This window comes from Streptomyces sp. NPDC052496 (assembly GCF_040679095.1).
Taxonomy (GTDB): domain Bacteria; phylum Actinomycetota; class Actinomycetes; order Streptomycetales; family Streptomycetaceae; genus Streptomyces.
Genome location: NZ_JBFAUH010000001.1, coordinates 364,759 through 390,724 on the forward strand (window position 1 = coordinate 364,759; position 25,966 = coordinate 390,724).

General features: G+C 71.8%; 19 protein-coding genes. 10 read left to right on the forward strand and 9 right to left on the reverse strand.

Annotated features, from left to right (window positions below; all coding sequences use genetic code 11):
• Positions 1 to 7: 7 nt before the first annotated feature.
• Together AB0L45_RS01730 and AB0L45_RS01735 are read right to left on the reverse strand one after the other, a co-directional pair.
• Positions 8 to 817, reverse strand: coding sequence for a DNA-formamidopyrimidine glycosylase family protein (locus AB0L45_RS01730; protein WP_365834984.1), 810 nt, complete (start codon positions 815 to 817; stop codon positions 8 to 10).
• A gap of 88 nt (positions 818 to 905) precedes the next feature.
• On the reverse strand, positions 906 to 1,394 hold the full coding sequence (locus AB0L45_RS01735; protein WP_365834986.1) for a ribose-5-phosphate isomerase: 489 nt from the start codon (positions 1,392 to 1,394) through the stop codon (positions 906 to 908).
• A 204-nt stretch (positions 1,395 to 1,598) separates the two neighbouring features.
• Between AB0L45_RS01735 and AB0L45_RS01740 the strand changes: the two genes are divergently transcribed.
• The gene (locus AB0L45_RS01740; protein ID WP_365834988.1) at positions 1,599 to 3,095 is read left to right on the forward strand and encodes an amino acid permease; all 1,497 of its coding nucleotides are present in this window, start codon (positions 1,599 to 1,601) and stop codon (positions 3,093 to 3,095) included.
• On the opposite strand, the gene AB0L45_RS01745 is transcribed toward AB0L45_RS01740, so the two are convergent.
• Positions 3,056 to 4,717, reverse strand: coding sequence for a serine/threonine-protein kinase (locus AB0L45_RS01745; protein ID WP_365834990.1), 1,662 nt, complete (start codon positions 4,715 to 4,717; stop codon positions 3,056 to 3,058). The genes AB0L45_RS01740 and AB0L45_RS01745 overlap by 40 nt on opposite strands.
• A 64-nt stretch (positions 4,718 to 4,781) precedes the next feature.
• Here AB0L45_RS01745 and AB0L45_RS01750 point away from each other — a divergent pair, with 64 nt between their 5' ends.
• Positions 4,782 to 5,537, forward strand: a complete 756-nt coding sequence (locus AB0L45_RS01750) for an LPXTG cell wall anchor domain-containing protein (RefSeq protein ID WP_365834992.1) — start codon at positions 4,782 to 4,784, stop codon at positions 5,535 to 5,537.
• A gap of 116 nt (positions 5,538 to 5,653) precedes the next feature.
• Here AB0L45_RS01750 and AB0L45_RS01755 read toward each other — a convergent pair whose 3' ends face one another.
• Positions 5,654 to 6,253, reverse strand: coding sequence for a biotin transporter BioY (locus AB0L45_RS01755; protein ID WP_365834994.1), 600 nt, complete (start codon positions 6,251 to 6,253; stop codon positions 5,654 to 5,656).
• Positions 6,254 to 6,561: 308 nt separating this feature from the next.
• Here AB0L45_RS01755 and AB0L45_RS01760 point away from each other — a divergent pair, with 308 nt between their 5' ends.
• From AB0L45_RS01760 to AB0L45_RS01770, 3 genes are all read left to right on the forward strand, one after another.
• On the forward strand, positions 6,562 to 7,974 hold the full coding sequence (locus tag AB0L45_RS01760; RefSeq protein ID WP_365834996.1) for an amino acid permease: 1,413 nt from the start codon (positions 6,562 to 6,564) through the stop codon (positions 7,972 to 7,974).
• A 238-nt stretch (positions 7,975 to 8,212) separates the two neighbouring features.
• Positions 8,213 to 9,679, forward strand: coding sequence for an amino acid permease (locus AB0L45_RS01765; RefSeq protein WP_365834999.1), 1,467 nt, complete (start codon positions 8,213 to 8,215; stop codon positions 9,677 to 9,679).
• A 227-nt stretch (positions 9,680 to 9,906) separates the two neighbouring features.
• Positions 9,907 to 10,548 (forward strand): superoxide dismutase, encoded by a 642-nt coding sequence (locus tag AB0L45_RS01770; RefSeq protein ID WP_031001846.1) that lies wholly within the window; start codon positions 9,907 to 9,909, stop codon positions 10,546 to 10,548.
• A gap of 147 nt (positions 10,549 to 10,695) precedes the next feature.
• On the opposite strand, the gene AB0L45_RS01775 is transcribed toward AB0L45_RS01770, so the two are convergent.
• Entirely contained in the window at positions 10,696 to 11,352 is a 657-nt protein-coding gene (locus AB0L45_RS01775; protein WP_365835000.1) for a DsbA family protein, read from the reverse strand.
• Between the two features lie 123 nt (positions 11,353 to 11,475).
• On the opposite strand from AB0L45_RS01775, the gene pepN (AB0L45_RS01780) reads away from it, so the two are divergent.
• On the forward strand, positions 11,476 to 14,058 hold the full coding sequence (gene pepN / locus AB0L45_RS01780) for an aminopeptidase N (protein WP_365835002.1): 2,583 nt from the start codon (positions 11,476 to 11,478) through the stop codon (positions 14,056 to 14,058).
• A 181-nt stretch (positions 14,059 to 14,239) separates the two neighbouring features.
• A complete protein-coding gene (locus tag AB0L45_RS01785) occupies positions 14,240 to 15,286 on the forward strand; it encodes a hypothetical protein (protein WP_365835004.1) in 1,047 nt (348 codons plus the stop codon).
• Positions 15,287 to 15,317: 31 nt separating this feature from the next.
• Here the strand turns inward: AB0L45_RS01785 and AB0L45_RS01790 are convergent, their stop codons facing one another.
• Complete coding sequence (locus tag AB0L45_RS01790; protein WP_365835006.1) at positions 15,318 to 17,060, reverse strand: TIGR03767 family metallophosphoesterase; 1,743 nt, start codon at positions 17,058 to 17,060, stop codon at positions 15,318 to 15,320.
• Between the two features lie 412 nt (positions 17,061 to 17,472).
• Between AB0L45_RS01790 and AB0L45_RS01795 the strand changes: the two genes are divergently transcribed.
• Complete coding sequence (locus AB0L45_RS01795) at positions 17,473 to 20,808, forward strand: S8 family serine peptidase (protein ID WP_365835008.1); 3,336 nt, start codon at positions 17,473 to 17,475, stop codon at positions 20,806 to 20,808.
• Positions 20,809 to 20,891: 83 nt separating this feature from the next.
• Entirely contained in the window at positions 20,892 to 21,923 is a 1,032-nt protein-coding gene (locus AB0L45_RS01800; RefSeq protein ID WP_365835010.1) for an aspartate-semialdehyde dehydrogenase, read from the forward strand.
• Between the two features lie 72 nt (positions 21,924 to 21,995).
• Here AB0L45_RS01800 and AB0L45_RS01805 read toward each other — a convergent pair whose 3' ends face one another.
• The 3 genes from AB0L45_RS01805 to AB0L45_RS01815 form a co-directional block, all read right to left on the reverse strand.
• On the reverse strand, positions 21,996 to 22,517 hold the full coding sequence (locus AB0L45_RS01805; protein WP_365835012.1) for a DUF1203 domain-containing protein: 522 nt from the start codon (positions 22,515 to 22,517) through the stop codon (positions 21,996 to 21,998).
• A 68-nt stretch (positions 22,518 to 22,585) separates the two neighbouring features.
• Complete coding sequence (locus AB0L45_RS01810) at positions 22,586 to 22,933, reverse strand: type II toxin-antitoxin system PemK/MazF family toxin (protein ID WP_365835014.1); 348 nt, start codon at positions 22,931 to 22,933, stop codon at positions 22,586 to 22,588.
• Positions 22,920 to 23,150 carry a ribbon-helix-helix domain-containing protein gene (locus AB0L45_RS01815; RefSeq protein WP_365835016.1) on the reverse strand — a complete coding sequence of 77 codons (231 nt, stop codon included), beginning with the start codon at positions 23,148 to 23,150 and terminating at the stop codon, positions 22,920 to 22,922. Before AB0L45_RS01815 ends, AB0L45_RS01810 begins: the two co-directional genes overlap by 14 nt.
• A 112-nt stretch (positions 23,151 to 23,262) precedes the next feature.
• On the opposite strand from AB0L45_RS01815, the gene pepN (AB0L45_RS01820) reads away from it, so the two are divergent.
• Positions 23,263 to 25,839: an aminopeptidase N gene (pepN, locus tag AB0L45_RS01820; RefSeq protein WP_365835018.1), complete on the forward strand. Its 2,577-nt coding sequence runs from the start codon at positions 23,263 to 23,265 to the stop codon at positions 25,837 to 25,839.
• The last annotated feature ends 127 nt before the right edge of the window (positions 25,840 to 25,966 follow it).

Genomic DNA, 25,966 nt, shown 5'->3' on the forward strand with positions numbered 1-25,966 from the left:
CCCAGGCCTATTTCGGCTGGCAGGTGGGGCACCAGAAGAGGTTGCGGTTGGCCAGGGCCGCGGTGCGGATCTCGGAGCGGCAGATGTGGCACTCCTGGCGGGCCCGGCGGTAGACGTAGACCTCGCCGCCGTGGTCGTCGACGCGCGGCGGGCGGCCCATGGCCTCCGGGAGGTGTGCGTCCCGTACCGTGTCGATGCGGTTGTGCCGCACGCCTTCGCGCATCAGCGCGACCAGGTCCGCCCAGATGGCGTCCCATTCGGACCGGAGAAGATCACGTCCGGCGCGGTACGGGTCGATGCCGTGCCGGAAGAGGACTTCGGCCCGGTAGACGTTGCCGACGCCCGCGATCACCTTCTGGTCCATCAGCAGCGCCGCGACGGACGTACGGCTGCGGGAGATCCGCGCCCAGGCGCGCTCGCCGTCGTCCTCCGGGCGCAGCGGGTCGGGCCCGAGCCGGTCGTGTATCGCCTGCTTCTCGGCGTCCGTGAGCAGCGCGCAGGCGGTGGGCCCGCGCAGGTCCGCGTAGGCCGTGCCGTTGGCCAGCCGCAGCCGGACGGTGTCGGTGGGCGGCGGCGCGGGGGCGTCGCCGAAGGTCAGCTTGCCGAAGAGGCCGAGGTGGATGTGGACCCACCCGGCGGGCCCGAAGCCGAGGAAGAGGTGCTTGCCGTGCGCCTCGGCGGTGGTCATGACCTGGCCGTCGATCAGCGCCGCGCTGTCGGAGAACTTGCCCTGGGGGCTGCTCGCCCGGACCGGCGCGCCTTCGAAGAGCGCACGGTGGTCCAGCGCGAGGCGGTGGATCGTGTGCCCCTCGGGCATGGGCCGGTGCCTCCTCGGCGGGATGGGACGGGGTGCGTACGGCGTCCGCCCGCGCCGGGAGCGGCGCGGGCGGTACGGGCGGGCGGGCTCAGCCCTGCTGCGGGTGGTGGGCCGGGATCTCCGGCAGCTCGCCGGTGCTCTCGTAGCGGGAGAGCATCTCGATGCGGCGGGTGTGCCGCTCCTCGTTCGAGTACGGCGTGGCCAGGAACGCCGCGATGAAGCTCGTGGCCTCCTCCTGGGTGTGCATCCGGCCGCCGACCGAGATCACGTTGGCGTCGTTGTGCTCCCGGCCCAGCTTGGCGGTCTCCTCGCTCCAGGCGAGCACCGCCCGTACGCCCTTGACCTTGTTGGCGGCGATCTGCTCACCGTTGCCGGAGCCGCCGATGACGATGCCCAGGCTCTCCGGGTCGGCCGCGGTCCGCTCGGCGGCTCGCAGGCAGAACGGCGGATAGTCGTCCACGGCGTCGTAGATGTGCGGGCCGCAGTCCACGGGCTCGTGGCCGTGGGCCTTGAGCCAGTCGACGAGGTGGTTCTTCAGTTCGAAACCGGCATGGTCGGAGCCGAGATACACGCGCATGTGCTGAGTGTGGCACGAGTGTGTGTCCCGACGGGCCCGGGGTAGGTGTCGCCGGGGTTCCCGCCTGCCATACATGCGGTGTACACGCGGTGACGTGCGGAAATGAGATCCACGCAACGATCCGGATTCAGATCTTCCAAACCGCCCGTTAACGCGGTTCTAATGCGGGGACTCGACACCGAGAACCACAGAAGGACGGTGCACATGGGCGCGCACCCGCCGACCATGAACGCGGGCCAGGCGGCCGGGAACCCCGGCGGCGGCCCCGGCGAGGGCCGGTCTCCCGACGGCCTTCAGGCAGGACTCAAGAACCGCCACCTGTCGATGATCGCGATCGGCGGGGTGATCGGCGCGGGCCTGTTCGTGGGCTCCGGCGCGGGCATCGCGGCCGCCGGGCCCGGCATCCTGCTCTCGTACGCGCTGACCGGCCTGCTGGTCGTCCTGGTGATGCGGATGCTCGGCGAGATGGCCGCCGCCTCCCCCACCTCCGGCTCGTTCTCCGCCTACGCGGACCGGGCGCTGGGCCGCTGGGCGGGCTTCACCATCGGCTGGCTGTACTGGTTCTTCTGGTCGGTCGTGCTGGCCGTCGAGGCGACCGCGGCCGCCTCGATCCTCACCGGCTGGGTGCCCGCCGTCCCGCAGTGGGCGTGGGCGCTGCTGGTGATGATCGTGCTGACCGGCACCAACCTGATCTCGGTGGGCTCGTTCGGTGAGTTCGAGTTCTGGTTCGCCGGGATCAAGGTCGTGGCGATCGTGGTGTTCATCGTGGTCGGCGCGCTGGCGATCTTCGGGCTGCCGCCCGGCGACCACGCGGTGGGCATGGCGAACCTGACCGGCCACGGCGGCTTCCTGCCGAACGGGCCCGGCGCGATCCTCTCCGGCATGCTGCTGGTCGTCTTCTCCTTCATGGGCAGCGAGATCGTCACCCTGGCGGCCAGCGAGTCGCCCAACCCGGTGCAGGCCGTCCGCAAGGCCGTCAACAGCGTCATCTGGCGGATCGCGCTGTTCTACATCGGCTCCATCACGGTGATCGTGACGCTGCTGCCGTGGGACGACCCGGCGCTCGACAAGAGCCCGTACGTGGCCGTGCTGAAGTCGCTGGACATCCCGGCGGCCGGCACCGTGATGGACGTCGTGGTGCTCACCGCCGTGCTGTCCTGCCTGAACTCCGGCCTCTACACCGCTTCCCGGATGGCCTTCTCGCTCGGCGAGCGCGGCGACGCGCCGAAGTCCTTCGCCCGGGTGAACAAGGGCGGCGTCCCGGCGACCGCGATCTGGGCCTCGGTGGCCTTCGGCTTCGTCGCGACGATCTTCAGCTACACCTCCAAGGACACCGTCTTCGAGTTCCTGCTGAACTCCTCCGGCGCGGTGGCGCTCTTCGTCTGGCTGGTCATCTGCTTCTCGCAGCTGCGGATGCGCAAGGTCATCGAGCGGGACATGCCGGAGCGGCTGACCGTACGGATGTGGCTGTACCCGTACCTCACGTACGCCACGATCGCGCTGATCCTCTTCGTCATCGGCTACATGTTCTACAACCCCGACGGGCGCAAGCAGATGGTGCTCTCGGTGGTCGCGGCCGTCGTCGTACTGGCCGTCGGCCTGGTGCTGGACCGGCGGCGGCGCGCCAAGGGCGAGGCGGCGGGCGACGCCCCCGCACCGGGTCAGGGGGACGTGCGGAAGGACTCCTTGACCCGCTCGTAGGCGCGCAGGGCGGCGGTCCCGGCGGAGTCCAGGTACCAGAGGTTGAGCTGGTAGGTCCGGTTCCCGGTACGGAAGCCGAGCTGCCGCCCGTGGGCCGGCCTGCCGTCCCGGAGGTAGGCGAACTCCCAGACGACGGCGGGGTGCCCCTGGAAGGTGGTGCGCTCCAGCCGGATCCGGCGGTAGCCCGGCACGTCGTACTGCTGTGCCTCGTACTGCTGCCAGACCGTGAGCAGATCACCGCCGGAGGACGGGTCCTGACGCGCCGAGACGAGCGTGGACCCGTCCTTCGTGCTGTACGTGACGTGGGCGGCCGACTCCTCGGTACGGTTCCAGCCCGCGGGCGGCACCCAGCTGAAGCCGCTCTCGGCACGGCGGGGGCCGGACGTGTCCGCCGGGGCGCCGCTGCCGGTGCCGGGGCTCGTGCTCGTGCTCGTGCTCGCGGTGGAGGGGCGGGCGCTCCCCGTCCCCGTCCCGGCCGTACCGCCGGGGTCCGCGCCGCGCGTCGCGACGAGGATCACCACGACCGTGACGGCCGACGCGAGGACGCCCCCGGCGGCCAGCAGGGCACGGCGCTCGGGACGGGAACGGGCGGGCGGGGCCGCGGGAGCGGCCGGGGGTGCGGGGCCGGGATCAAGGACCGCTGGAGCGGCGGGGGCTTCGGCGGGGACTTCCTGTCCCGGTGCCGGGGCCGGCGCCGGGTCGGCCACCGTGGGCGTACGGACGTCCACGACCCGCGCCGCGTTCATCGGCGCCGTCGGATTCGCCGCCGCGGCCCGGCGGACCAGCGGTTCGAGGCGTGCCTCGACCTCGTCGAGCGCGGGGCGTGCCTCGGGTGCCTTGTTCAGCAGGTCGGTCAGCACCTCGCGCAGCGGGCCCGCGGCGGGCGGGATGGCCGGCTCCTCGTGCAGCACCGCGTGCAGCGTGGCGAGGGTCGTGGCCCGCGTGAACGGTGACTGGCCGCCGACCGCGGCGCACAGGGTGGCACCCAGCGACCACAGGTCCGAGGGCGGCCCCTGCTCCTGGCCCGCCACCCGCTCGGGCGCCATGTAGTCCGGCGAGCCGATGAGCATCCCGGCCATGGTCAGCGCGGTGGCGTCCTGCATGGCGGCGATGCCGAAGTCGGTCAGCACCACCGCGCCGCGGTCGTCGATCAGGACGTTGCCGGGTTTGATGTCCCGGTGGAGTACGCCCACGGCGTGCACCTCGCGCAGGGCACGGACCAGTCCGGTGCCGACCCGGGCCGCCGCCTCCGGGGCCAGCGGGCCGTCCTGGGCGAGGATCTGCTCCAGGGAGCGGGCCTGGACGAGCTGCATGACGATCCACAGCCGGTCGCCCTCCTCGGCCACGTCGTGCACCCGCACCACATTCGGATGGTCGATACGGGCGGTGGCGCGGGCCTCGCGCAGACTGCGTTCGCGCTGCACCACGCTTTCCTCGCCGGCGCGTTCGTCGATATGTATTTCCTTGACCGCGACCCACCGGTCGAGCATTTCGTCCTGGGCGCGCCACACCCGCCCCATTCCGCCGCGTCCGATCAATTCCAGCAGGCGGTAACGCCCGGCCGCCAGACGCCCGGGCCCCACCTCGCTCGCATTCCCCACCATGCCCAGCCCCCACAGCACCCGCGGAATCTTGTGGTACCCATCAAATACCTCTGTCGAGGACGGGGAAAAGGGGGGTTCAAGAATGTACACAACCCGACAGGGAAAACGCGCGTCCGTGGTCGCCGCGGCCGCCGCGACGCTGGCGCTGGCGGCCGGTCCTGCGGCGCTGGCGGCCGATCCGGTGCCCGGCAGCAGCGCGGGCGGAAAGGCCGGCCCGAGCGCTCCGGCGGGCTACCGGGTGACCACCGAACTGCCGGAGCGGATATCGGTGAAGACCGCCACCGGCGCGACCACGCTGACCGCCAAGGTCACCAACAAGGGCAGTGCCGACACCGGCGCGATACGGCTGACGGTGGCCGGATTCCAGGGGCTGACGGTCAAAAACGTGGCGGGCTGCACCAAGGTGCCCGAAGCACGTCTGCCGGAGGGCGCGAACAGCGCGTATTCGTGCGCCATCGGTTCCCTGGCGAGCGGTATGAGCCGCACGTACCAGGTCACCGCGCAATTCGATCTGAAAAAGCAGGGACAGATCTGCCTGCCGGTGACACTGAGGAACACCGACACCCTGCTCTGGCAGCAGGGCCCGGTCGATTTCGGCACCCGCAGCCCGGTGTCCGACGCGCCGGACACCCCGCTGATGCTGAACACGGTCAACGTACCGGCCGGTTCGGCGACCACCTCGCCGGCGCCCTCGGAGGCCGGCTCCACGGCTCCCGCGCAGCGGCTGCCCCAGACGGGCGCGCCCTCGGTGCTGCCGCTGGCGGGCGCCGCGGCGGCGCTGCTGCTCCTCGGCGGCGCCGGGGTGTGGGTCACCACCCGTAGGTCGGCTCACCGCTGAGGGCGGACCGTACGGCCTGTGTAGGTACGCGGAATGCGGCCGGGCCCCGTACCGCCACGTGGGGTGGTGGTACGGGGCCCGGTCCGGTTCCGTACGGGGGGACGGCGCGCGCGGTGTCAGCCGCGGCGGCCGAGCAGCTTCCACGCGGTGGGCAGCGCGCCCATCGCCAGCGCGGCCTTGAGGGCGTCGCCGACCAGGAAGGGGACCAGGCCGGCCGCGACCGCCTGGCCGAGCGACATGCCGGTGCTCAGCGCGAGGAAGGGCACACCGACCGCGTAGATCAGGGCCGTGCCGACGGCCATCGTGCCGGCCGTGCGCAGCGCGCCGCGGTCGCCGCCGCGGCGGGCCAGCGCGCCCACCGCGGTCGAGGCGAGGAGCATGCCGAGGACGTAACCGAAGGTCGCGCCGCCCGCGCCGGAGGCACCGTTCGCGAACCAGGGCAAGCCCGCCATGCCGAGCAGCGCGTACAGCGCGAGCGAAGCGAAGCCGCGGCCCGCGCCGAGCGAGGCACCCACGAGCAGGGCGGCGAAGGTCTGGCCGGTGACCGGGACCGGGGAGCCGGGGACCGGAAGGGCGATCTGCGCGGCGATGCCGGTGAGCGCGGCGCCGCCGACGACCAGTGCGGCGTCGCGGACGCGGGCGCGGGTGGCGTCCGCCGCGGGCAGCAGATCGGCGAGGACCGCACCGGGCCTGGTGGTTGCGTCAGCAGTGCTCATCGGAACTCCGCGGGGTGTGAGGTGGAGCGGGGACAGGGGGACGCGATGACGTTAGTCCAGCGCCCCTGAGCCGATCATCGTGTGGCGGCGACAAAGGCGCAATGGTGTCCTTGGAGACTTCCGTACAACGCCGCTGCCCCGGGGCCGTACCGGCTCGTCAGCGGTCTTCGCAGGTCACGTGATGCTCATCACGGCATGTTCCCCGGACGGGTGCGCATTTTGTGGTAGCGCGCGGCGGGCGGGGAAACTGGGGCCCAACGCGGAACCCTGTCGGGTTCCCCCAAAGACCCTTGCGAGAGTACAAGTCCATGCACGACGCATCCACCGCCACCGGAACGCCACCTCCGGGCGATGGCGCCGGCGAGCGCGAACCGCTGTCCGCCGGGCTCAAGCAACGCCACCTGACCATGCTCGGGCTAGGTGGGGTGATCGGCGCGGGCCTGTTCGTGGGCTCCGGCGCCGGTATCGCGGTGGCCGGCCCCGGCATCGTGCTCTCGTATCTGATCGCGGGCGCGCTGGCCATGCTGATCATGCGGATGCTGGGCGAGATGTCCTCGGCGATGCCCGCGTCCGGCGCGTTCTCGGTGCACGCGGAGCGCGCGCTGGGCCGCTGGGCGGGCTTCAGCGTGGGCTGGCTGTACTGGTTCCTGCTGGTGGTGGTGCTGGCGGTGGAGGCCACCGGCGCGGCGCAGATCGCCAACGGGTGGGTGCCCGCGGTCCCGCAGTGGGGCTGGGTGCTGATCTTCATGCTGGTGTTCACGGCCGCCAACCTCACCGCGGTCAAGAGCTTCGGCGAGTTCGAGTTCTGGTTCGCGACGCTGAAGGTCGCCGCGATCGTGCTGTTCCTGGTGCTCAGCCTGCTCGCGATCTTCGGGGTGCTACCGGACACCGACGCGGTCGGGCTGGCCAACCTGACCGGGCAGGGCGGCTTCCTGCCCAACGGCTGGCAGGGCGTGATCTCCGGTGTCCTCGCCGTCGCGTTCGCCTTCGGCGGTCTGGAGGTCGTCACCATCGCGGCGGCCGAGTCCGACGACCCGGCGCGCAACGTGGCGCGCGCGGTGCGCAGCGCGGTGTGGCGCATCCTCTTCTTCTACGTGGGCTCGATGCTGGTCGTGGTGACCCTGCTGCCCTGGTCGTCGATGCAGCCGGGCAAGAGCCCGTACGTCGCGGTGCTGGACAGCATCGGCGTGCCGGGTGCGGGCCAGATCATGAACGTGGTGGTCTTCGTGGCGCTGCTGTCCGCGCTCAACGCGAACCTGTACGGCTCCTCGCGGATGGTCTTCTCGCTGGCCGAGCGGGGCGAGGCGCCGCGTTCGCTGCTGAAGGTGACGGCGGGCGGGGTGCCGCGCCGGGCGGTGCTGTCCTCGGTGGCCTTCGGCTTCGTCTCCGTACTGCTGAATCTGCTGTGGCCGGACACGGTCTTCCTCTACATGCTGAACGCGGTCGGCGCGGTGCTGCTGTTCGTCTGGGGCCTGATCGCGGTCTCGCAGCTGCGGCTGCGGCGGCAGATCGAGCGCACGGCGCCGGAGAAGCTGACCCTGCGCATGTGGGCGTTCCCGTATCTGACCTGGACGGCGCTGGCGGCCATGGTGGCGGTGCTGGTGCTGATGCTCACCGACGACGGGGCGCGGCCGCAGTTGCTGTGGTCGGCCGCGGCGACCGCCGCGGTGCTGGTGGTCGCGGGCCTGCGGGAGCTGCGGATGCGGCGTTCCGGCCGCTGACGGGCGCGCGGCACGGCGCCACGGGCGTGGGGCAGGCCGGAATCGGCCGCCCCACTTCCGCTCCGGGAACACGTTGGGTCACGTCTCACAACGGTGTGGATACGGCCGGTCACGATCACGTCTGAATACCGAACAACTGCTGCACGACTGTTGCCCTCAGCGGACACAGACACTCAAACTGAGCGCGTTTTCCGTCGATCGTCTCGCTCCGCTCTCACTTAATGGGACAGGTACGACCATGAATCGGACACCTTCGTCCACCACGCCCGAGCGCGAGCGGACCGGTCAGGTCCCGGGCGCCGGACCTGGCGCGGACGGCTCCGGTGCCGCGGCCGGCCCGGAGGCCGGCTCCCCGCTGTCCAACGGCCTCAAGCAGCGCCATCTGTCGATGATCGCCCTCGGCGGCGTGATCGGCGCCGGGCTCTTCGTCGGCTCCAAGGAAGGCATCGCGGCGGCCGGCCCCTCGATCGTGCTCGCCTACGCCGTCTCCGGCTGCCTGGTCATGCTGGTGATGCGGATGCTCGGCGAGATGGCGGCGGCCAGCCCCGCCTCCGGCTCCTTCTCCGTGCACGCCGGACGCTCGATCGGCCCGTGGGCGGGCTTCACCACCGGCTGGATGTTCACCGCGCAGCTGTGCGTGGCGGTGGCGGCCGAGGCGATCGGCGCCGCCGGGATCATGACCGGCTGGTTCCCGGACACGCAGCCCTGGATGTGGGTGCTGCTGTTCATGGTGGTCTTCTGCGGCGCCAACCTGGCGGCGGTCAGCAACTTCGGTGAGTTCGAGTTCTGGTTCGCGGCCCTGAAGATCACCGCGATCGGCATCTTCCTCGTGCTGGGCCTGCTCGCCATCTTCGGCGTGCTGCCCGGCACCTCCGCCCCCGGCGTGGCCCACCTGAGCGGTGACGGCGGCTTCCTGCCCAACGGCTCGGACGGCCTGGTGATCGGCCTGCTGGCGTCGGTCTTCGCCTACGGCGGGCTGGAGACGGTGACGATCGCCGCCGCCGAGTCCAAGGACCCGGTCCGCGGCGTGGCCCGCGCGGTGCGCACCGCGATGTGGCGGATCGCCCTGTTCTACGTCGGCTCGATGGCGGTCATCGTCACCGTCATCCCCTGGAACAACGCGGACATCGCCAAGAACGGCCCCTACGTCGCGGTCCTGGACTACCTGCACATCCCCGCGGCCGGCCAGATCATGAACGTCGTCATCCTGATCGCGCTGCTGTCCGCGATGAACGCCAACATCTACGGCTCCTCCCGGATGGCGCACTCGCTGTCCGCCCGCGGCCAGGGCCCGCGCTTCCTGCGCACCGTCAGCGGCGGTGTGCCGCGCCGCGCGGTCATCCTGTGCTCCGCCTTCGGGTTCCTCGCGGTGCTGTTCAGCTACTGGTGGCCGGAGACCGTCTTCCAGTGGCTGCTGAACATGGTGGGCGCGGCGATCCTCGTCGTGTGGGGCTTCATCGCCGTCGCCCAGCTGCGGATGCGCCGCCGGCTGGAGCGCGAGGCGCCGGAGCGGCTGGTCGTGCGGATGTGGCTCTTCCCGGTCCTGACGTGGGTGGCGCTGGCCGGTGTGGTGGCGGTGCTGCTGCTGATGCTGCGGGACGAGAACCAGCGCATCCAGCTGTACTTCACGGGCGGATTCGGGCTGGTGCTCGTCGCCGTCGGTCTCGCCAAGCAGCGAATGGCGCGGCAAAAGGACATCGGCTAAGCGCAAGTAAGGCCTACCTCACCGAAAGCGGAAGTGCGGTAAGGCTTACCTCACCAGAATGCGCCGCTCTTTTCGGAGGCGGTGCCGGACCTCGGACCGGGGTCGGGCACCGCCTCCTTCTTTCGGCCCAGACTCCGCCCCTCGGCCGCTCGGTGATCACTCATGCTGGTAGCGTGCAGTTGCAAGTCGATTGCAATTAAAGGTCGTAAGCAGCTGGAGGGCTCGACATGGCCACCTACAATCTTCCGGAACTTCCGTACGACTACGCGGCGCTCGAACCCGTCATCAGCCCCGAGATCATCGAGCTGCACCACGACAAGCACCACGCCGCATACGTCAAGGGCGCCAACGACACCCTGGAGCAGCTCGCCGAGGCGCGCGACAAGGACCAGTGGGGCTCGATCAACGGCCTGGAGAAGAACCTCGCGTTCCACCTCTCCGGCCACATCCTGCACAGCATCTACTGGCACAACATGACCGGCGACGGTGGCGGCGAGCCGCTGGACAAGGACGGCGTGGGCGAGCTGGCGGACGCCATCGCGGAGAACTTCGGCTCCTTCGCCAAGTTCAAGGCCCAGCTGACCAAGGCCGCCGCCACCACCCAGGGCTCCGGCTGGGGCGTCCTGGCCTACGAGCCGATCACCGGCCGCCTGATCGTCGAGCAGATCTACGACCACCAGGGCAACGTCGGCCAGGGCTCGGTCCCGATCCTGGTCTTCGACGCCTGGGAGCACGCCTTCTACCTCCAGTACAAGAACCAGAAGGTGGACTTCATCGAGGCGATGTGGCGCGTCGTCAACTGGCAGGACGTGGCCAAGCGCTACGCGGCCGCCAAGGAGCGCTCCAACGTCCTGCTGATCGCCCCCTGATCCAGGACCTCCTGAGCGTCCTGCCTCGTGATCGTCTTCTCAGCCTTCACCCGGCAGGCGGATAGCGGAAGGGCCCCCGTGGGGACGTGACCCACGGGGGCCCTTCTGCGTCCGGCGGGCGCCCGGCCGGTTCCCTGACCCGGCCGCTCAGTCGAAGACCGGCCCCCGCGTCCGCGTCCGCTTGATCTCGTAGAAGCCCGGGATGGACGCGACCATCAGGGTGCCGTCCCACAGCTGGGCGGCCTGGTCGCCCTTGGGGGCCGGGGTGACGACGGGGCCGAAGAAGGCGATCTGCTCGCCGTCGGAGCCGGGGACGGCGATGACCGGGGTGCCGACCTCCTGGCCCACCAGGTCGATGCCGGCCTTGTGGGAGGCGCGCAGCTCCTGGTCGTACGCGTCGGTGTCCGCCGCGTCGGCCAGACCGGCGGGCAGCCCGGCCTCCTCCAGCGCGGCCACGACCGTCTCCTTCGTACGCGGCAGGCCTTGGTGGTGGAAGCGGGTGCCGAGCGCGGTGTAGAGGCGGGCCAGCACCTCGGAGCCGTACTGCTGCTCGGCGGCGACGCACACCCGGACCGGGCCCCACACCGGGCCGCCGGGGCGGTTGCGCTCGCGGTACTCCTCGGGCAGCTGGTCGAGCTTGTCCTCGTTCAGCACTCCCAGGCTCATCACGTGCCAGCGCACCTCCACCGGGCGCACCTTCTCCACCTCCAGCATCCAGCGGGAGGTCAGCCACGCCCACGGGCAGGACGGGTCGAACCAGAAGTCGGCCGGGGTGCGGCCGGTGGCGGCAGCGGTCTGGGACACGGTTGCTCCTCGGGCGTACGGACGGACGGCCGGTCGGCGGATCGGCCACCGGCTTCAACCGGGACGCGGCGTGCCATGATTCCCCGTGTTCGACATACGAGACGAGGACGAGGGAGTCACGTCGTGCCCGGTGAGAATCTGACCCGAGACGAAGCCCGGGAACGGGCCGGACTGCTGAGCGTCGACGGGTACGACGTGGCGCTGGACCTGCGCTCCGCGGTCGGTGAGGGCGAGGCCGCGCGCACCTTCCGTTCGCGCACCACCGTGCGCTTCCGGTGTGCCGCACCCGGCGCCGCCACCTTCGCCGACCTCGTGGCGCCCGCCGTCACCGCCGTCACCCTCAACGGGCGGGAGCTGGATCCGGCGGAGGTCTTCGACGGAACCCGGGTCGCCCTGGCGGGCCTGGCGGCGGAGAACACCCTGGTGGTCGACGCGCAGTGCGCGTACAGCCGGACCGGTGAGGGTCTGCACCGCTTCGTGGACCCGGAGGACGGTGAGGTCTACCTCTACACGCAGTACGAGCCGGCCGACGCCCGCCGGGTCTTCGCCGCCTTCGAACAGCCCGACCTGAAGGCCCCCTTCCGCTTCGAGGTGACCGCGCCCGACGGCTGGGTGGTGCTCAGCAACGGCGCCCAGGTGGGCGAGCCCGAGGCGGGCACGTACCGGTTCGCCGAGACGCAGCCGATCTCGACGTACATCACGGCCGTCGTCGCCGGCCCGTACCACTACGTCTCGGACACCTACCGGCGCACCCTCGACGACGGCACGGAACTGGAGATTCCGCTCGGCGCGCTGTGCCGCAAGGGGCTGTCACGGCACTTCGACCCCGCGGACATCTTCACCGTCACCAAGCAGGGCCTGGACTTCTTCCACGAGCACTTCGACTTCCCGTACCCCTTCGGCAAGTACGACCAGGCGTTCGTGCCCGAGTACAACATCGGCGCGATGGAGAACCCGGGCTGCGTGACCTTCCGTGAGGAGTTCGTCTTCCGCGGCAAGGTGACCGACGCGTCCTACGAGCGCCGCGCCAACGTGATCCTGCACGAGATGGCGCACATGTGGTTCGGCGACCTGGTCACCATGCAGTGGTGGGACGACCTGTGGCTCAAGGAGTCGTTCGCGGACTTCATGGGCGCGCTGTCGCTGGTCGAGGCGACCCGCTTCACCAACGGCTGGATCACCTTCGCCAACGGCCGCAAGGCCTGGGCGTACCGCGCCGACCAGCTGCCCTCCACCCACCCGGTCACGGCCGACATCCGCGACCTGGAGGACGCCAAGCTCAACTTCGACGGCATCACGTACGCCAAGGGCGCGGCCGTCCTCAAGCAGCTCGTCGCGTACGTGGGCCGGGACGCGTTCCTGGAGGGCGCGCGGCGCTACTTCAAGCGGCACGCGTACGGCAACACCCGCCTGGCCGACCTGCTGTCCGTCCTGGAGGAGACCTCGGGACGCGACCTGGCCGCCTGGTCGCGCGCCTGGCTGGAGACGGCCGGCGTCAACGCGCTCACCCCGCAGGCCACCTACGACGCCGAAGGCCGCGTCACCGAACTGAGCATCCTCCAGGAAGCCGTCCCCGAGCGCCCCGAACTGCGCCCGCACCGGGTGGCCGTAGGCCTGTACCGGCGGGAGAACGCGGACGGCGCGCTGGTCCGCTACGCCCGCGCCGAGCTGGACATCGCCGGCCCGCGTACGGTCGTCACCGAGCTGACCGGCGCCGAGCGCCCGGAGCTGATCCTGGTCAACGACGACGACCTCACGTACTGCAAGGTCCGCTTCGACGAGCGGTCGCTGGCCACGCTGCGCGGCCACCTCGGCGAGCTCACCGAGCCGCTCTCGCGCGCGCTGTGCTGGGCCGCGGTGTGGGGCCTGACCCGCGACGGGCTGATGCCCGCGCGCGACTACCTCGATCTCGTCCTGCGCTTCGCGGGCCGCGAGTCGGACATCGGTGTGCTCCAGTCGCTGCACGCCCAGGCTCGTTACGCGCTCACCCACTACACGGCGCCCGACCACCGCGACCCGGCCGCGCAGGAGCTGGCGCAGGGCGCGCTGCACGAACTGCGGCTGGCCGAGCCGGGCAGCGGGCACCAGCTGTCCTGGGCGCGGTTCTTCGCCTCGGTGGCCATCACGGCCGCCGACCTCCAGCTCCTCCAGGGCCTGCTGGACGGCACGGCCAAGATCGACGGCCTGGCGGTGGACCAGGAGCTGCGCTGGACGTTCCTGGAGCCGCTGGCCGCGCACGGCGCCGCCGACCGGGCCGCCCTGGACACCGAACTGCGGCGCGACGACACCGCCTCCGGCCGCCGCCACCACGTACGGTGCCTGGCCGCCCGGCCCTCGGCCGAGGTCAAGGCGCAGGCGTGGGCGGACGTGGTGGAGTCCGACGAGCTGTCCAACGCGCTGGTCGAGGCGACCATCTCGGGCTTCGTGCAGGCGTCGCAGCGGGAGCTGACGGCCGCCTACGCGCCCCGCTACTTCGACGCCGTCGAGCGGGTGTGGCGGGAGCGGTCGATCGAGATCGGCATGGCCGTGGTCCGGGGGCTGTTCCCCCTGCACCAGGACCGGCAGGAGACGGTGGACGCGGCGGACGCCTGGCTGGCCGGGCACCCGGAGGCGCCGCCCGCGCTGCGGCGGCTGGTGTCGGAGTCGCGCGACGACCTGGCGCGGGCGCTGCGGGCGCAGGCCTGCGACGGGCAGGCCGCCCGCTGACCCACGGCGCCTGCGTGCGGGGCCCGGACGGGTGTCCGAGTGCGTGCGCGGGCGCCAACTCCGCCCGGACCGGCGATTTTCGGCAGTCGAACGCCCGTACTTTAGGACGGCGTTGTCCGGGTTCGTCGACGGGCGTGTAACAGGCGTTAGGAGGCCGGACGGCAGCGGGAATGGCCGGGGCATGAACCACACTTCCCCAACCTCCGGCGGGGAGTCCCCCACCCCGCTCTCCCCCCGTCCGCTGCACGCCCGCTCCGGCACCGGGCCGCGCGTCCTGACCACCCGGCAGCTGCGCGAGCACGGCATCGGCGCGGCGGAGGCCGCCGAGCGGTGCCGCCCCGGCGGCCCCTGGCAGCAGGTGCTGCCGGGCGTGCACCTGCTCCACCCCGGGCCGCCCACCAGCGAGGAACGCCTGCACGCGGTGCTGCTGTACGCGGCGAGCCGGCCTCCTTCCGTCCCGGCCCAGGGCGGTACGGCGCCCGACGCGGAGCCGATGATCACCGGGCTGGCGGCGCTGGCCCTGCACCGTTTCTCCTCCGCTCCCCCGCTGCTCTCCCTGGACCGCGTCGAGGTCCTGGTACCGCGCACCCGGCGGCTGCGCACCACCGGGTTCGCGCAGGTCGTCCGGGCGCGGGTGATGCCGCGACCGCAGCAGATCACCGGAGTGCCGGTCGCTCCCGTACCCCGCGCGCTGGCGGACGCCGTCAGCGGCCTCTCGGACGCCTGCACGGTGGGCCGGCTGCTGACCGAAGCAGTGCGCGGCGGCCACTGCGAAGCGGCGGCGGTTGTACGGGAGTTCAGCCAGGCGCGGCTGCTGAACCTGCCGTACGTGGTGGACGCCGTGCACGCGCTGCTCGCCGAGGGCCGCGCGCTGGCCGAGGGCCGGCTCTACGAGCTGGTGCGGGAGTACGGGCTGCCGGACCCGCTGTGGAACGTGGACCTGCGGCTGCCGGGCGGTCCGCACCTGGGCGGCGTGGACGCGTACTGGCCGGAGCAGGCCGTGGCCGTGGAGATCGACGCCCGGGTGCCACGCCAGGAGGACGACGCTCTCCAGGCGCAGTACGTCCGCAAGCGTGAGCACCTGGAGCGGCTGGGCATCACCGTCGTCCACATCACTCCGCGCAAGCTGCGGGACGCGGCGGAGGAGCAGGCGGCGGTGGTCCGTACGGCTCTGATGGCGGCGGACGACCATGAGCCGGGGCCGTACGTGGTGGTGCTGCCGCGCTGACGCCGGCCGCGGCTGTGTGCGGGCGCACCGTTCAGCGCCGCCGCAGCAGCAGCTCGGTGTTGCGGTCGCCCGGGTCGCCGGCGAGGTCGCTGCGTGCTCCGGGGGCGTTGCAGGACAGTTCGCGGTAGAGCGCCGCCAGGCCCCGCTGCGAGAGGTCGCCGAAGTCCGTACGGTGCGGCGCGTGCGACTCCACGAGCGTGGTGAACAGGGACAGCGTGCCGTCGCGGTTGTCCGTCACCTCCACGACCCGCGCCAGCTGCGGGAAGTCGATGTGCGAGGCGGTGGTGACCTCCCAGAAGGTGCCGTGCGGGGTGATCCGGTTGCGGTGGCTGTGCCCGTTGATCCAGGCCAGTACGTTGCGGTGCCGGGAGAGCAGGGCGGCCAGCTCGGGCCCGCCGTGCCGCCGTTCGGCCGGGCGGGACGGGTCGGGCAGGGTGTTGTCCATGGACGTACTGGTGTGGTGGCTGAAGACGAGGACGTGCTCGTACGCGTGCGCCCGCAGCGTACGGTCCAGCCAGCGCAACTGACCGGAACCGACGGATCCGGTGTGGTGGCCGCCGGGGTCGGTGGTGTCCAGGCTGATGCCCACCACGTCCTCCGCGATGCGGAACGTGTAGTACAGCCGGTCCGCGGCCAGGTCGGCGGCCGTGTAGCCGTGGCCGTACGGGCCGGGCCCGGTGTGCCGGGGGTCGAGGTGCGCGCGCAGGTACGCGGCGCGGGTGAAGGGGGCCCGGCGCTCGTCCGGGGTGACGGAGCGTGCCCGCTTCCCGTGCGCCCGCAGCAGCTGCGCGAACTCCCGCCGGCCCGGGCCCGAACCGTGGCGCACCGCCAGGTAGGCGCGGATCGCCTCGTCGGGCGGCAGCAGTTCCAGCTTGCGTCCGCCGGTCGCCACCTCCGCCAGGAACGGGTCGTCGGGGGCGCAGCAGCCAGCGGGCAGCGAGTCGTGGTTGCCGGCGGTCGAGTACCAGGGCAGGTGCAGTCCGGGGCTGGTGACCGTACGGGTGGCCGCTTCCAGGAAGCCGGGGATGCCGGGGAAGCCCCGCAGTTTGTCGGCGTCGCGTTGGGCGCTGTCCGGCTGCCAGTAGAGCGGGTGACCGCTGTTCTGCACGCCTTCGTAGTGCCGCGGGTCGCCGGAGTTGGGGGTGATCCGGCCGCCGCTCAGCGCGGTCAGGAACCAGTCGAGTTCGATACGGGAGTTGTTGTCCGTGTTGTCGCCGGTGGTCATCGCGAAGGACAGCGGCGCCCCGGTGGCGGGCCCGCCGGGCAGGCTGTTGACGCGCTCCACGAGGGAGACCGCGCCGGCGACGGACAGGGCCTCCTGCGGGCGCCAGGCGCCGGCGGACCGCACCCGTAGGTACTCGTAGCGCAGCGGGTGCTGCACATCGACCACGTGCAGGTCGGTGAGCTGCACGAAGGAGGCCAGTACGGTGCGCCGGTCGGCCCGGCCGGGGCGCGCGGCGGCGAGGTCGCGGCGTACGACGCGGCGCCAGCCGGGGCCTTCGGCGAGCCGGCGGTATCCGGCGGCGCCGCGCGGGGTGGCCACCGAGGCGAGGGTGGTGCCCTCGGCGTACGGCACCCGGGGAACAGGCGGCGCGGCGACCGGCTCCGGGGCGACGAGGGGTGGCACGGAGATGCCCGGCGCGGCGGCCGGGGCGGCACCGGTCCCGTGGACCAGCGCGAGGGCGGCCGTGGCGCCGACGGCGCCGGTGGCGGTGAGGAGGGCCCGGCGATCGAGGCCGGGGACGGTGGGGGCGGCGGACCGTGTACGGGGCATGCACGAGCTCCCTGGTACGGACGGGCAGCGGCGAGGGCAGTGCGGTGAGCCCGCAACTGCCTTCTCACCAGGAAGCGTTGGCAGCCGGCGTGGACCTCGGGTGAACCGTGCGGCAACGCCGGCCGCCGATCGCCGGACAGGGATCACAGCGGTCGACGATGGTTACCGGACGCTCGGACCAGGGGCGGGGCGAGGTCACCGGAGGTTCATGTCGCGGGGTAGGCGGGCGGCGGACCGGACCGGCCGGGCGCCGGACGCCGGATGACGGAGGCGCCGGGCGGGCAGCCCGCACAGCCCGGACGAATGTTCACAATCTTGTGATCACATCCCTCCCCAAACCCCGTCTCCTTACGTCATATTGAGCGGTCATACAGGTCCGATTTCCGGACCCTTCACCCTGAAGAGGTGTGCGATGACCCCCGACACCCCCCGTCCGGCCGCCGGCCGGGCCAGACGCACGGCCCGGCTCGCGGCCGTCGCGGCCGTCGCCGTGGCGACCGCGGCCGGGCCCGCCCTCGCCGCCGCGGGCACCGCCCACGCCGCCGGCACCGACGCGGACCCCCGGATATCCGCCGGCACCACGGCCGAGCCCAAGGCCCCGCACGACAAGCTCGGTTCGCAGGACGCCGAACTGCTCGCCCGCGCCAAGTCCGGCGGCGCCCGGTTCGTCTCGCTGATGCTCGCCACCGCGCCCGGCTCCACCGAACAGGCGGCCGCCGGACTGGACTCCCTCAAGGGCGCTTCCGTAGGACGTACGGACGACAAGCTCGGCTACGTCCGGGCCACCGTGCCCACCGCCCAGGCCGACGCGGCCATCGCGAAGATGCAGAAACTGTCCTCCGTGCACGCCATCGACCTCCGGCAGGAGATCAAACTGCCGGACCCGCGGCCCGGCGCGGACAGCGGGGCCAAGGGCAAACCGCAGGCCGGAAGTTATCCGGCACCGAGCAGGCAGACTCCCGCGAAGAACCCCTACCAGCCGTCCTTCGAGACCGGCGCGGTGGACTTCGTGCGCGACCACCCGAAGGCCGACGGCCGCGGCGTGACCATCGGCATCCTCGACTCCGGCGTGGACCTGGCGCACCCCGCGCTGCAGAAGACCACCACCGGCGAGCGAAAGATCGTCGACTGGGTGACCGCGACCGACCCGATCAGCGACGGCGACCAGACCTGGCGCCCGATGACCACCGCGGTCTCCGGCCCGTCCTTCACCTACGGCGGCCGGACCTGGAAGGCGCCCGAAGGCGCGTACCGGATCAGCACCTTCGCCGAGGCCGCCACCACCGGCGGCGACATGAAGGGCGACCTGAACCGGGACGGGGACACCACCGACCGCTGGGGCGTGCTGTACGACCCGGCCGCCGGCACGGTCCGGGTGGACCTCAACGACAACGGCGACTTCACCGACGACGCGCCCATGAAGCCGTACAAGGACGGCTTCGACATCGGCTACTTCGGCACCGACAAGCCGGACACCCCGATCGCCGAGCGCATCCCCTTCACGGTGGAGATCCGCAAGGACGTCCCGACGGATCCGCTCGGCGGGGACTGGGCGGGCAAGAAGGCCGACTTCGTCAACATCGGCGTCGTGGAGTCCGAGCACGGCAGCCACGTCGCGGGCATCACCGCCGCCAACGGCCTGTTCGGCGGGAAGATGAACGGCGCGGCGCCCGGCGCCAAGCTGGTCTCCTCGCGCGCCTGCACCTGGAGCGGCGGCTGCACCAACATCGCGCTCACCGAGGGCATGATCGACCTCGTCACCCGGCGCGGCGTCGACATCGTCAACATGTCGATCGGCGGCCTGCCCGCGCTCAACGACGGCAACAACGCCCGCGCCGAGCTGTACACCCGGCTCATCGACACCTACGGCGTGCAGCTGATCATCTCGGCGGGCAACAGCGGCCCCGGCGCCAACACCATCGGCGACCCCGGCCTGGCCGACAAGGTCATCAACGTCGGCGCGTCCATCTCCAAGGAGACCTGGGCGGCGAACTACGGCTCGGCGGTGACGCGGAAGTACGCCATGCTCCCGTTCTCCTCCCGCGGCCCGCGTGAGGACGGCGGCTTCGCGCCGGTCATCACCGCGCCCGGCGCCTCGATCAACACCATCCCCACCTGGGAGCCCGGCGGCCCCACCGCCGAGGCGGGCTACGAGCTGCCGCCCGGCTACGCCATGCTCCAGGGGACCTCGATGGCCGCGCCGCAGGCCACCGGCGCCTCGGCGCTGCTGCTGTCGGCCGCGAAGCAGCAGCGCGTCGCGCTGCCCCCGGCGAAGCTGCGCACCGCGCTGACCTCCACCGCCAAGCAGATCAAAGGCTTCCAGTCGTACGAGCAGGGCTCCGGCCTGATGGACATCCGCGCCGCCTGGTCCGCGATCCGCGACGGCGCCGCCGCCCATGAGTACACCGTCCGCGCCCCGGTGAAGACGGCCCTGTCCGACTTCCTGAAGACGCCCGGCTACGGCACCGGCCTCTACGACCGCGAGGGCGGCCTCAAGGTACGGCAGTCCCGGACGTACGAGGTGACGATCACCCGTACCACCGGCCCCGACCGCCCCGTCCGCCACGAGCTGGACCTGATCAACAACGACGGCACCTTCGACCTGCCGGACGAGGACGGCGCGGTCTGGCTGCCGCTGAACCGGCCGGTGACCGTCGAGATCACCGCCAAGCCGCGCACCGCCGGCATCCACAGCGTCACCCTGGACCTGGACGACCCGCGCACCGAGGGCGTCGACCGCAAGATCCTCGCCACCGTCGTGGCCGCCGAGCCGCTGGCCGCGCCCACCCACGCGGTCGTCAAGACCGGCACCGTCCAGCGCAACGCCACCACCTCCCACTTCATCGCCGTCCCCAAGGGCGCCAAGGCCCTGGAGGTCTGGATGAGCGGGCTCGCGGCCGGCAGCCAGACCCGCTGGATCGCGATCACCCCGCAGGGCGTCCCGGCCGACCCGACCGGCACCCCGAACTGCTACCCGAACTACCCCAACCCCGCCAACACCTGCGACCCGACGCGGCGCACCTACAAGAACCCGGCGCCCGGCGTCTGGGAGATCGAGGTCGAGTCGCGGCGCACCTCGCCGCTGCTGGACAACCCGTACACGGTCACCGCGTCCACGGTCGGCGCCGTCTTCGACCCGGCCGTCCGCGTCCTGCCGGAGGTCAAGGTGGGCAGCCCGGCCCCGGTGACGTGGAAGGTCACCAACGCCTCCGCCGCCTTCGAGGGCACCCTCAAGGGCGGCGAGCTGGGCTCGTCCCGCACGGAGCGCCCGACGGTCAAGGAAGGCGAGTCGCAGCGGTACGAGATCGTCGTGGGCGCCGGGGTGTCCCGGCTGGACGCCGCGATCGGCGCGCCCGCCGACGCCAAGGCCGACCTGGACCTGAGCGTCCTGCTCGGCGGCAAGGTCGTCGCCTCCTCGGCGACCGGCGGCTCGGACGAGGCGGTCAGCATCGCCAAGCCGGCGCCCGGCACGTACACCGTCGTCGTGGACGGCTACGCGGTCCCCGCGGGCAGCACCGCCTACGACTACCGTGACGTGTATTACTCCGCCGGACTCGGTTCCCTCAAGACGGACGAATCGAAACCCGTGAAGCTGGGTAGCGGAGCATCGACGCAGGTCACGGCCGAGGTCTCGGTCGCGGGCCCGGCCCCCGCCGGACGCGAGTTCTTCGGCGAGGTCCAGCTGCTGAGCGCTTCCGGCACGGTCACGGGCAGCGGCGGCGTGCGCATCGAAAAGGTCGTGCCGTGACGGCCTGAGATAGTGGACAGTAACGGGGCGGGTGCCCTCGACGGCACCCGTTCCGCTGCTGTACGTACCGAACAAGGAGTGCCATGAGGATCGGAATCGTCGGAGCCACCGGTCAGGTCGGCGGCGTGATGCGGGGCATTCTCGCCGAGCGGAACTTCCCGGTGGAGCAGCTGCGACTGTTCGCCTCGGCCCGCTCCGCCGGGCGTACGCTCCCCTGGCAGGACACCGAGATCACGATCGAGGACGCGGCCACCGCGGACTACTCCGGTCTGGACATCGTGCTCTTCTCGGCCGGCGGCGCGACCTCCAAGGCGCTGGCCCCGAAGGTCGCCGACGCCGGCCCGGTCGTGATCGACAACTCCTCCGCCTGGCGCATGGACCCCGACGTTCCGCTGATCGTCTCCGAGGTCAACCCGCAGGCGATCTCCGAGCGCCGCAAGGGCATCATCGCCAACCCGAACTGCACCACCATGGCCGCCATGCCGGTGCTGCGCCCGCTGCACGCCGAGGCCGGGCTGACCGCGCTGGTCGTCGCCACCTACCAGGCGGTGTCCGGCAGCGGGCTGGCCGGCGTCGCCGAGCTGGACGAGCAGGTCCGCAAGGCCGTCGAGCAGGACGCGACCAAGCTGACCCACGACGGCTCGGCCATCGACTTCCCCGAGCCGGACAAGTACGTCCGCCCGATCGCCTTCAACGTGCTCCCGATGGCCGGCTCCATCGTCGACGACGGTCTGAACGAGACCGACGAGGAGCAGAAGCTCCGCAACGAGAGCCGCAAGATCCTGGAGATCCCGGAGCTGAAGGTCTCCGGCACCTGCGTGCGCGTCCCGGTCTTCAGCGGCCACTCGCTCCAGGTCAACGCCCGCTTCGCGCGCGAGATCACCCCGGAGCGCGCCAACGAGCTGCTGGCCGGTGCCCCCGGCGTCGCCCTCTCGCACATCCCCACCCCGCTCCAGGCCGCGGGCCAGGACGCGTCCTACGTGGGCCGCATCCGCAAGGACGAGACGGTCGACCACGGCCTGTCGCTGTTCCTCTCCAACGACAACCTGCGCAAGGGCGCGGCCCTGAACGCGGTCCAGATCGCGGAGCTGGTCGCGGCGGAGCTGCGCGGCTGAGGCGGTTCCGCGGGTGCCCCGGGGCCCGTACGGATCTTCCGTACGGGCCCCGGGGCGTATCCGTACGTACGGTTACGGCCGCCGCACCTCGAACTGGAAACACCCGTACTCCAGCGCCCGCACGTGCACCAGCACCACGTCCGGCTCCGCGAACGCCTCCGCGAACGCCGCGTCGAACCCGGCGTCCGCGTCCTCCGGAATCTCGAAGAACCGCCCGCCGACGATGTGCCCGTCCGCGTCGTAGCGCCGCAGCGTCCGCAGGGCCCCCGGCCGCGCGAACGGATACCCGGCCCGCCCGGCGTCCGGCCCGCCGCACTCCCCGGCATGGATGAACACCGGTCCGCACTCGTCGTAAGCCCCCGGCCGGGCCCGCCGCTCCTCGGCCCACCGCCGCAGCGGCGCGTACGAGACGAGCGCGACCCGCTCACCTTCCGCGATCGGCCGCAGGCAGCAGCGCAGCGGGCTGCCCACACTGTCCACGCGATCGCTCGCGCCCCCGGCGGCGAACGGTTCCATGGCCCGCCCGGAGTCGTCCGAGACGCGCAGTTCCTGGAGGGCGGTTTCGGGGATGGGGAGGGGTGTGTACGTCGTCATGCGTACAGAGTGGGCGTGCATCCGGCCCGTTTCCGGCGGGAATCGGACGTGGAGGTGGGGCGTCGCGCTCAGAGCGCCAGATGCCTGCGCAGGGCCGCGTCCAGGCCCGCCAGCACCTGTGCCGGTACGCTGCCGACCCGCCGCCCCAGCCGCTCGACGGACACCGCGCGCACCTGCTCGCACTGGGCCTTGGAGTCCCGCGGAAGCCCGCAGTCGTCGGCTGCCAGCAGCACCTGGAACGGGTAGACCCGGGTGACGTTGGAGGTGACGGGCACCACCGTGAGCACGCCCCGTCCCGCACGTTGCACGGACCGGTTGGCGGCGTCGCTGGACACCAGAACCGCGGGACGCATCTTGTTGGCCTCACTGCCCCGGACAGGCTCCAGGTCGACCAGGTAGATGTCACCGCGCCGCATCGACGATCCCGTCACCCGAGGTCCGGTCCCAGAGCTGCGCGTCGTCGCTCTCGTCCCACTCCTCCCACGCCGAGGCGTAGTCCGCCTCCAGCTCGGAAGTGCGCAGCAACTCGACTGCCGCGTGTATCACGGCTGATCGGGATTGGGCGTCCGTCTTCTTGCCGTACGCGTCGACGAACGCGACGTCCTCTTCCGGCAGACTGACACTGATCTTCATACCTCTTATCCTACCCGGGTCGGATCGCACATGCCACCCTCGATACCACTCTCTGCGACGCACGGCTCCATGGAAGGATTGGCCCAAAGTCCGATGCGAAGGAGATGAACGGGTGCCTGGCACGAATCTGACCCGCGACGAGGCGCAGCAGCGGGCGCGGCTGCTGAGTGTGGACGCGTACGAGATCGATCTGGACCTCTCCGGTGCGCAGGAGGCGGGTGAGGGCGGCACCTTCCGGTCGGTGACCACGGTGCGGTTCGACGCCGCCGAGGCGGGGGCGGAATCGTTCATCGACCTGGTGGCGCCGGCCGTGCACGAGGTGGTGCTGAACGGGGAGAACCTGGACCCGGGCACGGTGTTCGAGGACTCCCGGATCGCGCTGCCGGGGCTGCGTGCGGGCCGTAACGAGCTGAAGGTCGTCGCGGACTGCGCGTACACCAACACCGGCGAGGGCCTGCACCGTTTCGTCGACCCGGTCGACCAGCAGGCCTACCTCTACACCCAGTTCGAGGTGCCGGACGCCCGCCGGGTGTTCGCCAGCTTCGAGCAGCCCGACCTGAAGGCCACGTTCACCTTCACCGTCAAGGCCCCCGAGGGCTGGACGGTCATCTCCAACTCGCCGGCGCCCGAGCCGCAGGACAACGTGTGGCGCTTCGAGACGACGCCGCGGATCTCCACGTACATCACCGCGCTGATCGCCGGCCCGTACCACAGCGTGCACAGCACCTGGGAGGGCGAAGGACGGTCCGTGCCGCTGGGCATCTACTGCCGGCCGTCGCTGGCCGAGCACCTCGACGCGGACGCGATCTTCGAGGTCACCCGGCAGGGCTTCGACTGGTTCGAGGAGAAGTTCGACTACGCGTACCCGTTCGCCAAGTACGACCAGCTCTTCGTGCCGGAGTTCAACGCCGGCGCGATGGAGAACGCGGGCGCGGTGACCATCCGCGACCAGTACGTCTTCCGCTCGAAGGTGACCGACGCCGCGTACGAGGCGCGCGCCGAGACGATCCTGCACGAGCTGGCGCACATGTGGTTCGGCGACCTGGTCACCATGGAGTGGTGGAACGACCTGTGGCTGAACGAGTCGTTCGCCACCTACACCTCCATCGCCTGCCAGGCGCACGCGCCGGGCAGCCGCTGGCCGCACGCCTGGACCACGTTCGCGAACTCGATGAAGACCTGGGCGTACCGGCAGGACCAGCTGCCGTCCACGCACCCGATCATGGCCGAGATCCGTGACCTGGACGACGTGCTCGTCAACTTCGACGGCATCACCTACGCGAAGGGCGCTTCCGTGCTGAAGCAGCTCGTCGCCTATGTCGGCAGGGACGAGTTCTTCCAGGGCGTGCAGGCGTACTTCAAGGCGCACGCCTTCAAGAACACCCGCCTGTCCGACCTGCTCGGCGCCCTGGAGGAGACCAGCGGCCGGGACCTGAAGACCTGGTCGAAGGCGTGGCTGGAGACGGCCGGCATCAATGTGCTGCGCCCGGAGCTGACGGTCGCCGAGGACGGCACGGTCGCCTCCTTCGCGGTACGCCAGGAGGCCCCGGCGCTGCCGACCGGCGCCAAGGGCGAGCCGGTGCTGCGCCCGCACCGCATCGCGATCGGCTGCTACGACCTCAAGGACGGCAAGCTCGTCCGTACGAACCGGATCGAGCTGGACGTGGACGGCGAGCGCACCGAGGTGCCGTTCCCCGCGGGCACGCCCCGCCCGGCCGTCATCCTCCTCAACGACGACGACCTGTCGTACGCCAAGGTCCGCCTGGACGAGGACTCGCTGCGCGTCGTCACCGAGCACCTGGGCGACTTCACCGAGTCGCTGCCGCGCGCGCTGTGCTGGGCGTCGGCGTGGGACATGACGCGGGACGGTGAGCTGCCCGCCCGCGAGTACCTGGAGCTGGTGCTGTCGGGCATCACCAAGGAGTCCGACATCGGCGTCGTGCAGTCGCTGCACCGCCAGGTGAAGCTGGCGCTGGACCTGTACGCGGCCCCGGCCTGGCGCGAGACGGGCCTGGCGAAGTGGACCGAGGCGACGCTGGAACAGCTGCGGGCCGCGGCCCCCGGCAGCGACCACCAGCTCGCCTGGGCGCGCGCGTTCGCCTTCGCGGCCCGTACCGACGCGCAGCTCGACCTGCTCCAGGGCCTGCTGGACGGTACGCAGGAGATCCCCGGCCTGGCCGTGGACACCGAGCTGCGCTGGTCGCTGGTGCAGCGGCTGGCCGCGACCGGCCGTGCCGACGAGAAGACCATCGAGGCGGAGCTGGAGCGCGACCGGACCTCGGCGGGCGAGCGGCACGCTGCGGCGGCCCGGGCGTCCCGGCCGACCCCCGAGGCGAAGGCGGAGGCCTGGGCCTCGGTCGTGGAGAGCGACAAGCTGCCCAACGCGGTCCAGGAGGCCGTCATCAGCGGCTTCGTCCAGACCGATCAGCGCGAGCTGCTGGCCCCGTACGCGGAGAAGTACTTCGCCGCGGTCAAGGACGTCTGGAACGCGCGCAGCCACGAGATGGCCCAGCAGATCGCGGTCGGCATGTACCCGGCCCTCCAGGTCTCCCAGGAGACCCTGGACGCGACCGACGCCTGGCTCGCCTCGGCGGAGCCGAGCGCGGCCCTGCGCCGTCTGGTGACGGAGTCCCGCTCCGGCATCGAGCGCGCGCTGAAGGCCCAGCGGGCGGACGAGGCCGCCGCGTAACGCACACCGCACGCGCCGGAGGCGCCCCGGGCCTGGTGGTCCGGGGCGCCTTCGCCGTTGCGTGCCCTTCGGTCCCGGGCAGGGTGACGCCCGGCAGCCGGCGCGCCGGGCGCTGCCGTCTGCCGGG

Excerpts from the sequence above, each read along its gene's own strand:
- AB0L45_RS01730 (WP_365834984.1), bottom strand. The coding sequence starts at position 817 with ATGCCCGAGGGGCACACGATCCACCGCCTCGCGCTGGACCACCGTGCG.
- AB0L45_RS01735 (WP_365834986.1), bottom strand. The coding sequence starts at position 1,394 with ATGCGCGTGTATCTCGGCTCCGACCATGCCGGTTTCGAACTGAAGAAC.
- AB0L45_RS01740 (WP_365834988.1), top strand. The coding sequence starts at position 1,599 with ATGGGCGCGCACCCGCCGACCATGAACGCGGGCCAGGCGGCCGGGAAC.
- AB0L45_RS01750 (WP_365834992.1), top strand. The coding sequence starts at position 4,782 with ATGTACACAACCCGACAGGGAAAACGCGCGTCCGTGGTCGCCGCGGCC.
- AB0L45_RS01755 (WP_365834994.1), bottom strand. The coding sequence starts at position 6,253 with ATGAGCACTGCTGACGCAACCACCAGGCCCGGTGCGGTCCTCGCCGAT.
- AB0L45_RS01760 (WP_365834996.1), top strand. The coding sequence starts at position 6,562 with ATGCACGACGCATCCACCGCCACCGGAACGCCACCTCCGGGCGATGGC.
- AB0L45_RS01765 (WP_365834999.1), top strand. The coding sequence starts at position 8,213 with ATGAATCGGACACCTTCGTCCACCACGCCCGAGCGCGAGCGGACCGGT.
- AB0L45_RS01770 (WP_031001846.1), top strand. The coding sequence starts at position 9,907 with ATGGCCACCTACAATCTTCCGGAACTTCCGTACGACTACGCGGCGCTC.
- AB0L45_RS01785 (WP_365835004.1), top strand. The coding sequence starts at position 14,240 with ATGAACCACACTTCCCCAACCTCCGGCGGGGAGTCCCCCACCCCGCTC.
- AB0L45_RS01790 (WP_365835006.1), bottom strand. The coding sequence starts at position 17,060 with ATGCCCCGTACACGGTCCGCCGCCCCCACCGTCCCCGGCCTCGATCGC.
- AB0L45_RS01795 (WP_365835008.1), top strand. The coding sequence starts at position 17,473 with ATGACCCCCGACACCCCCCGTCCGGCCGCCGGCCGGGCCAGACGCACG.
- AB0L45_RS01800 (WP_365835010.1), top strand. The coding sequence starts at position 20,892 with ATGAGGATCGGAATCGTCGGAGCCACCGGTCAGGTCGGCGGCGTGATG.
- AB0L45_RS01805 (WP_365835012.1), bottom strand. The coding sequence starts at position 22,517 with ATGACGACGTACACACCCCTCCCCATCCCCGAAACCGCCCTCCAGGAA.
- AB0L45_RS01810 (WP_365835014.1), bottom strand. The coding sequence starts at position 22,933 with ATGCGGCGCGGTGACATCTACCTGGTCGACCTGGAGCCTGTCCGGGGC.
- AB0L45_RS01815 (WP_365835016.1), bottom strand. The coding sequence starts at position 23,150 with ATGAAGATCAGTGTCAGTCTGCCGGAAGAGGACGTCGCGTTCGTCGAC.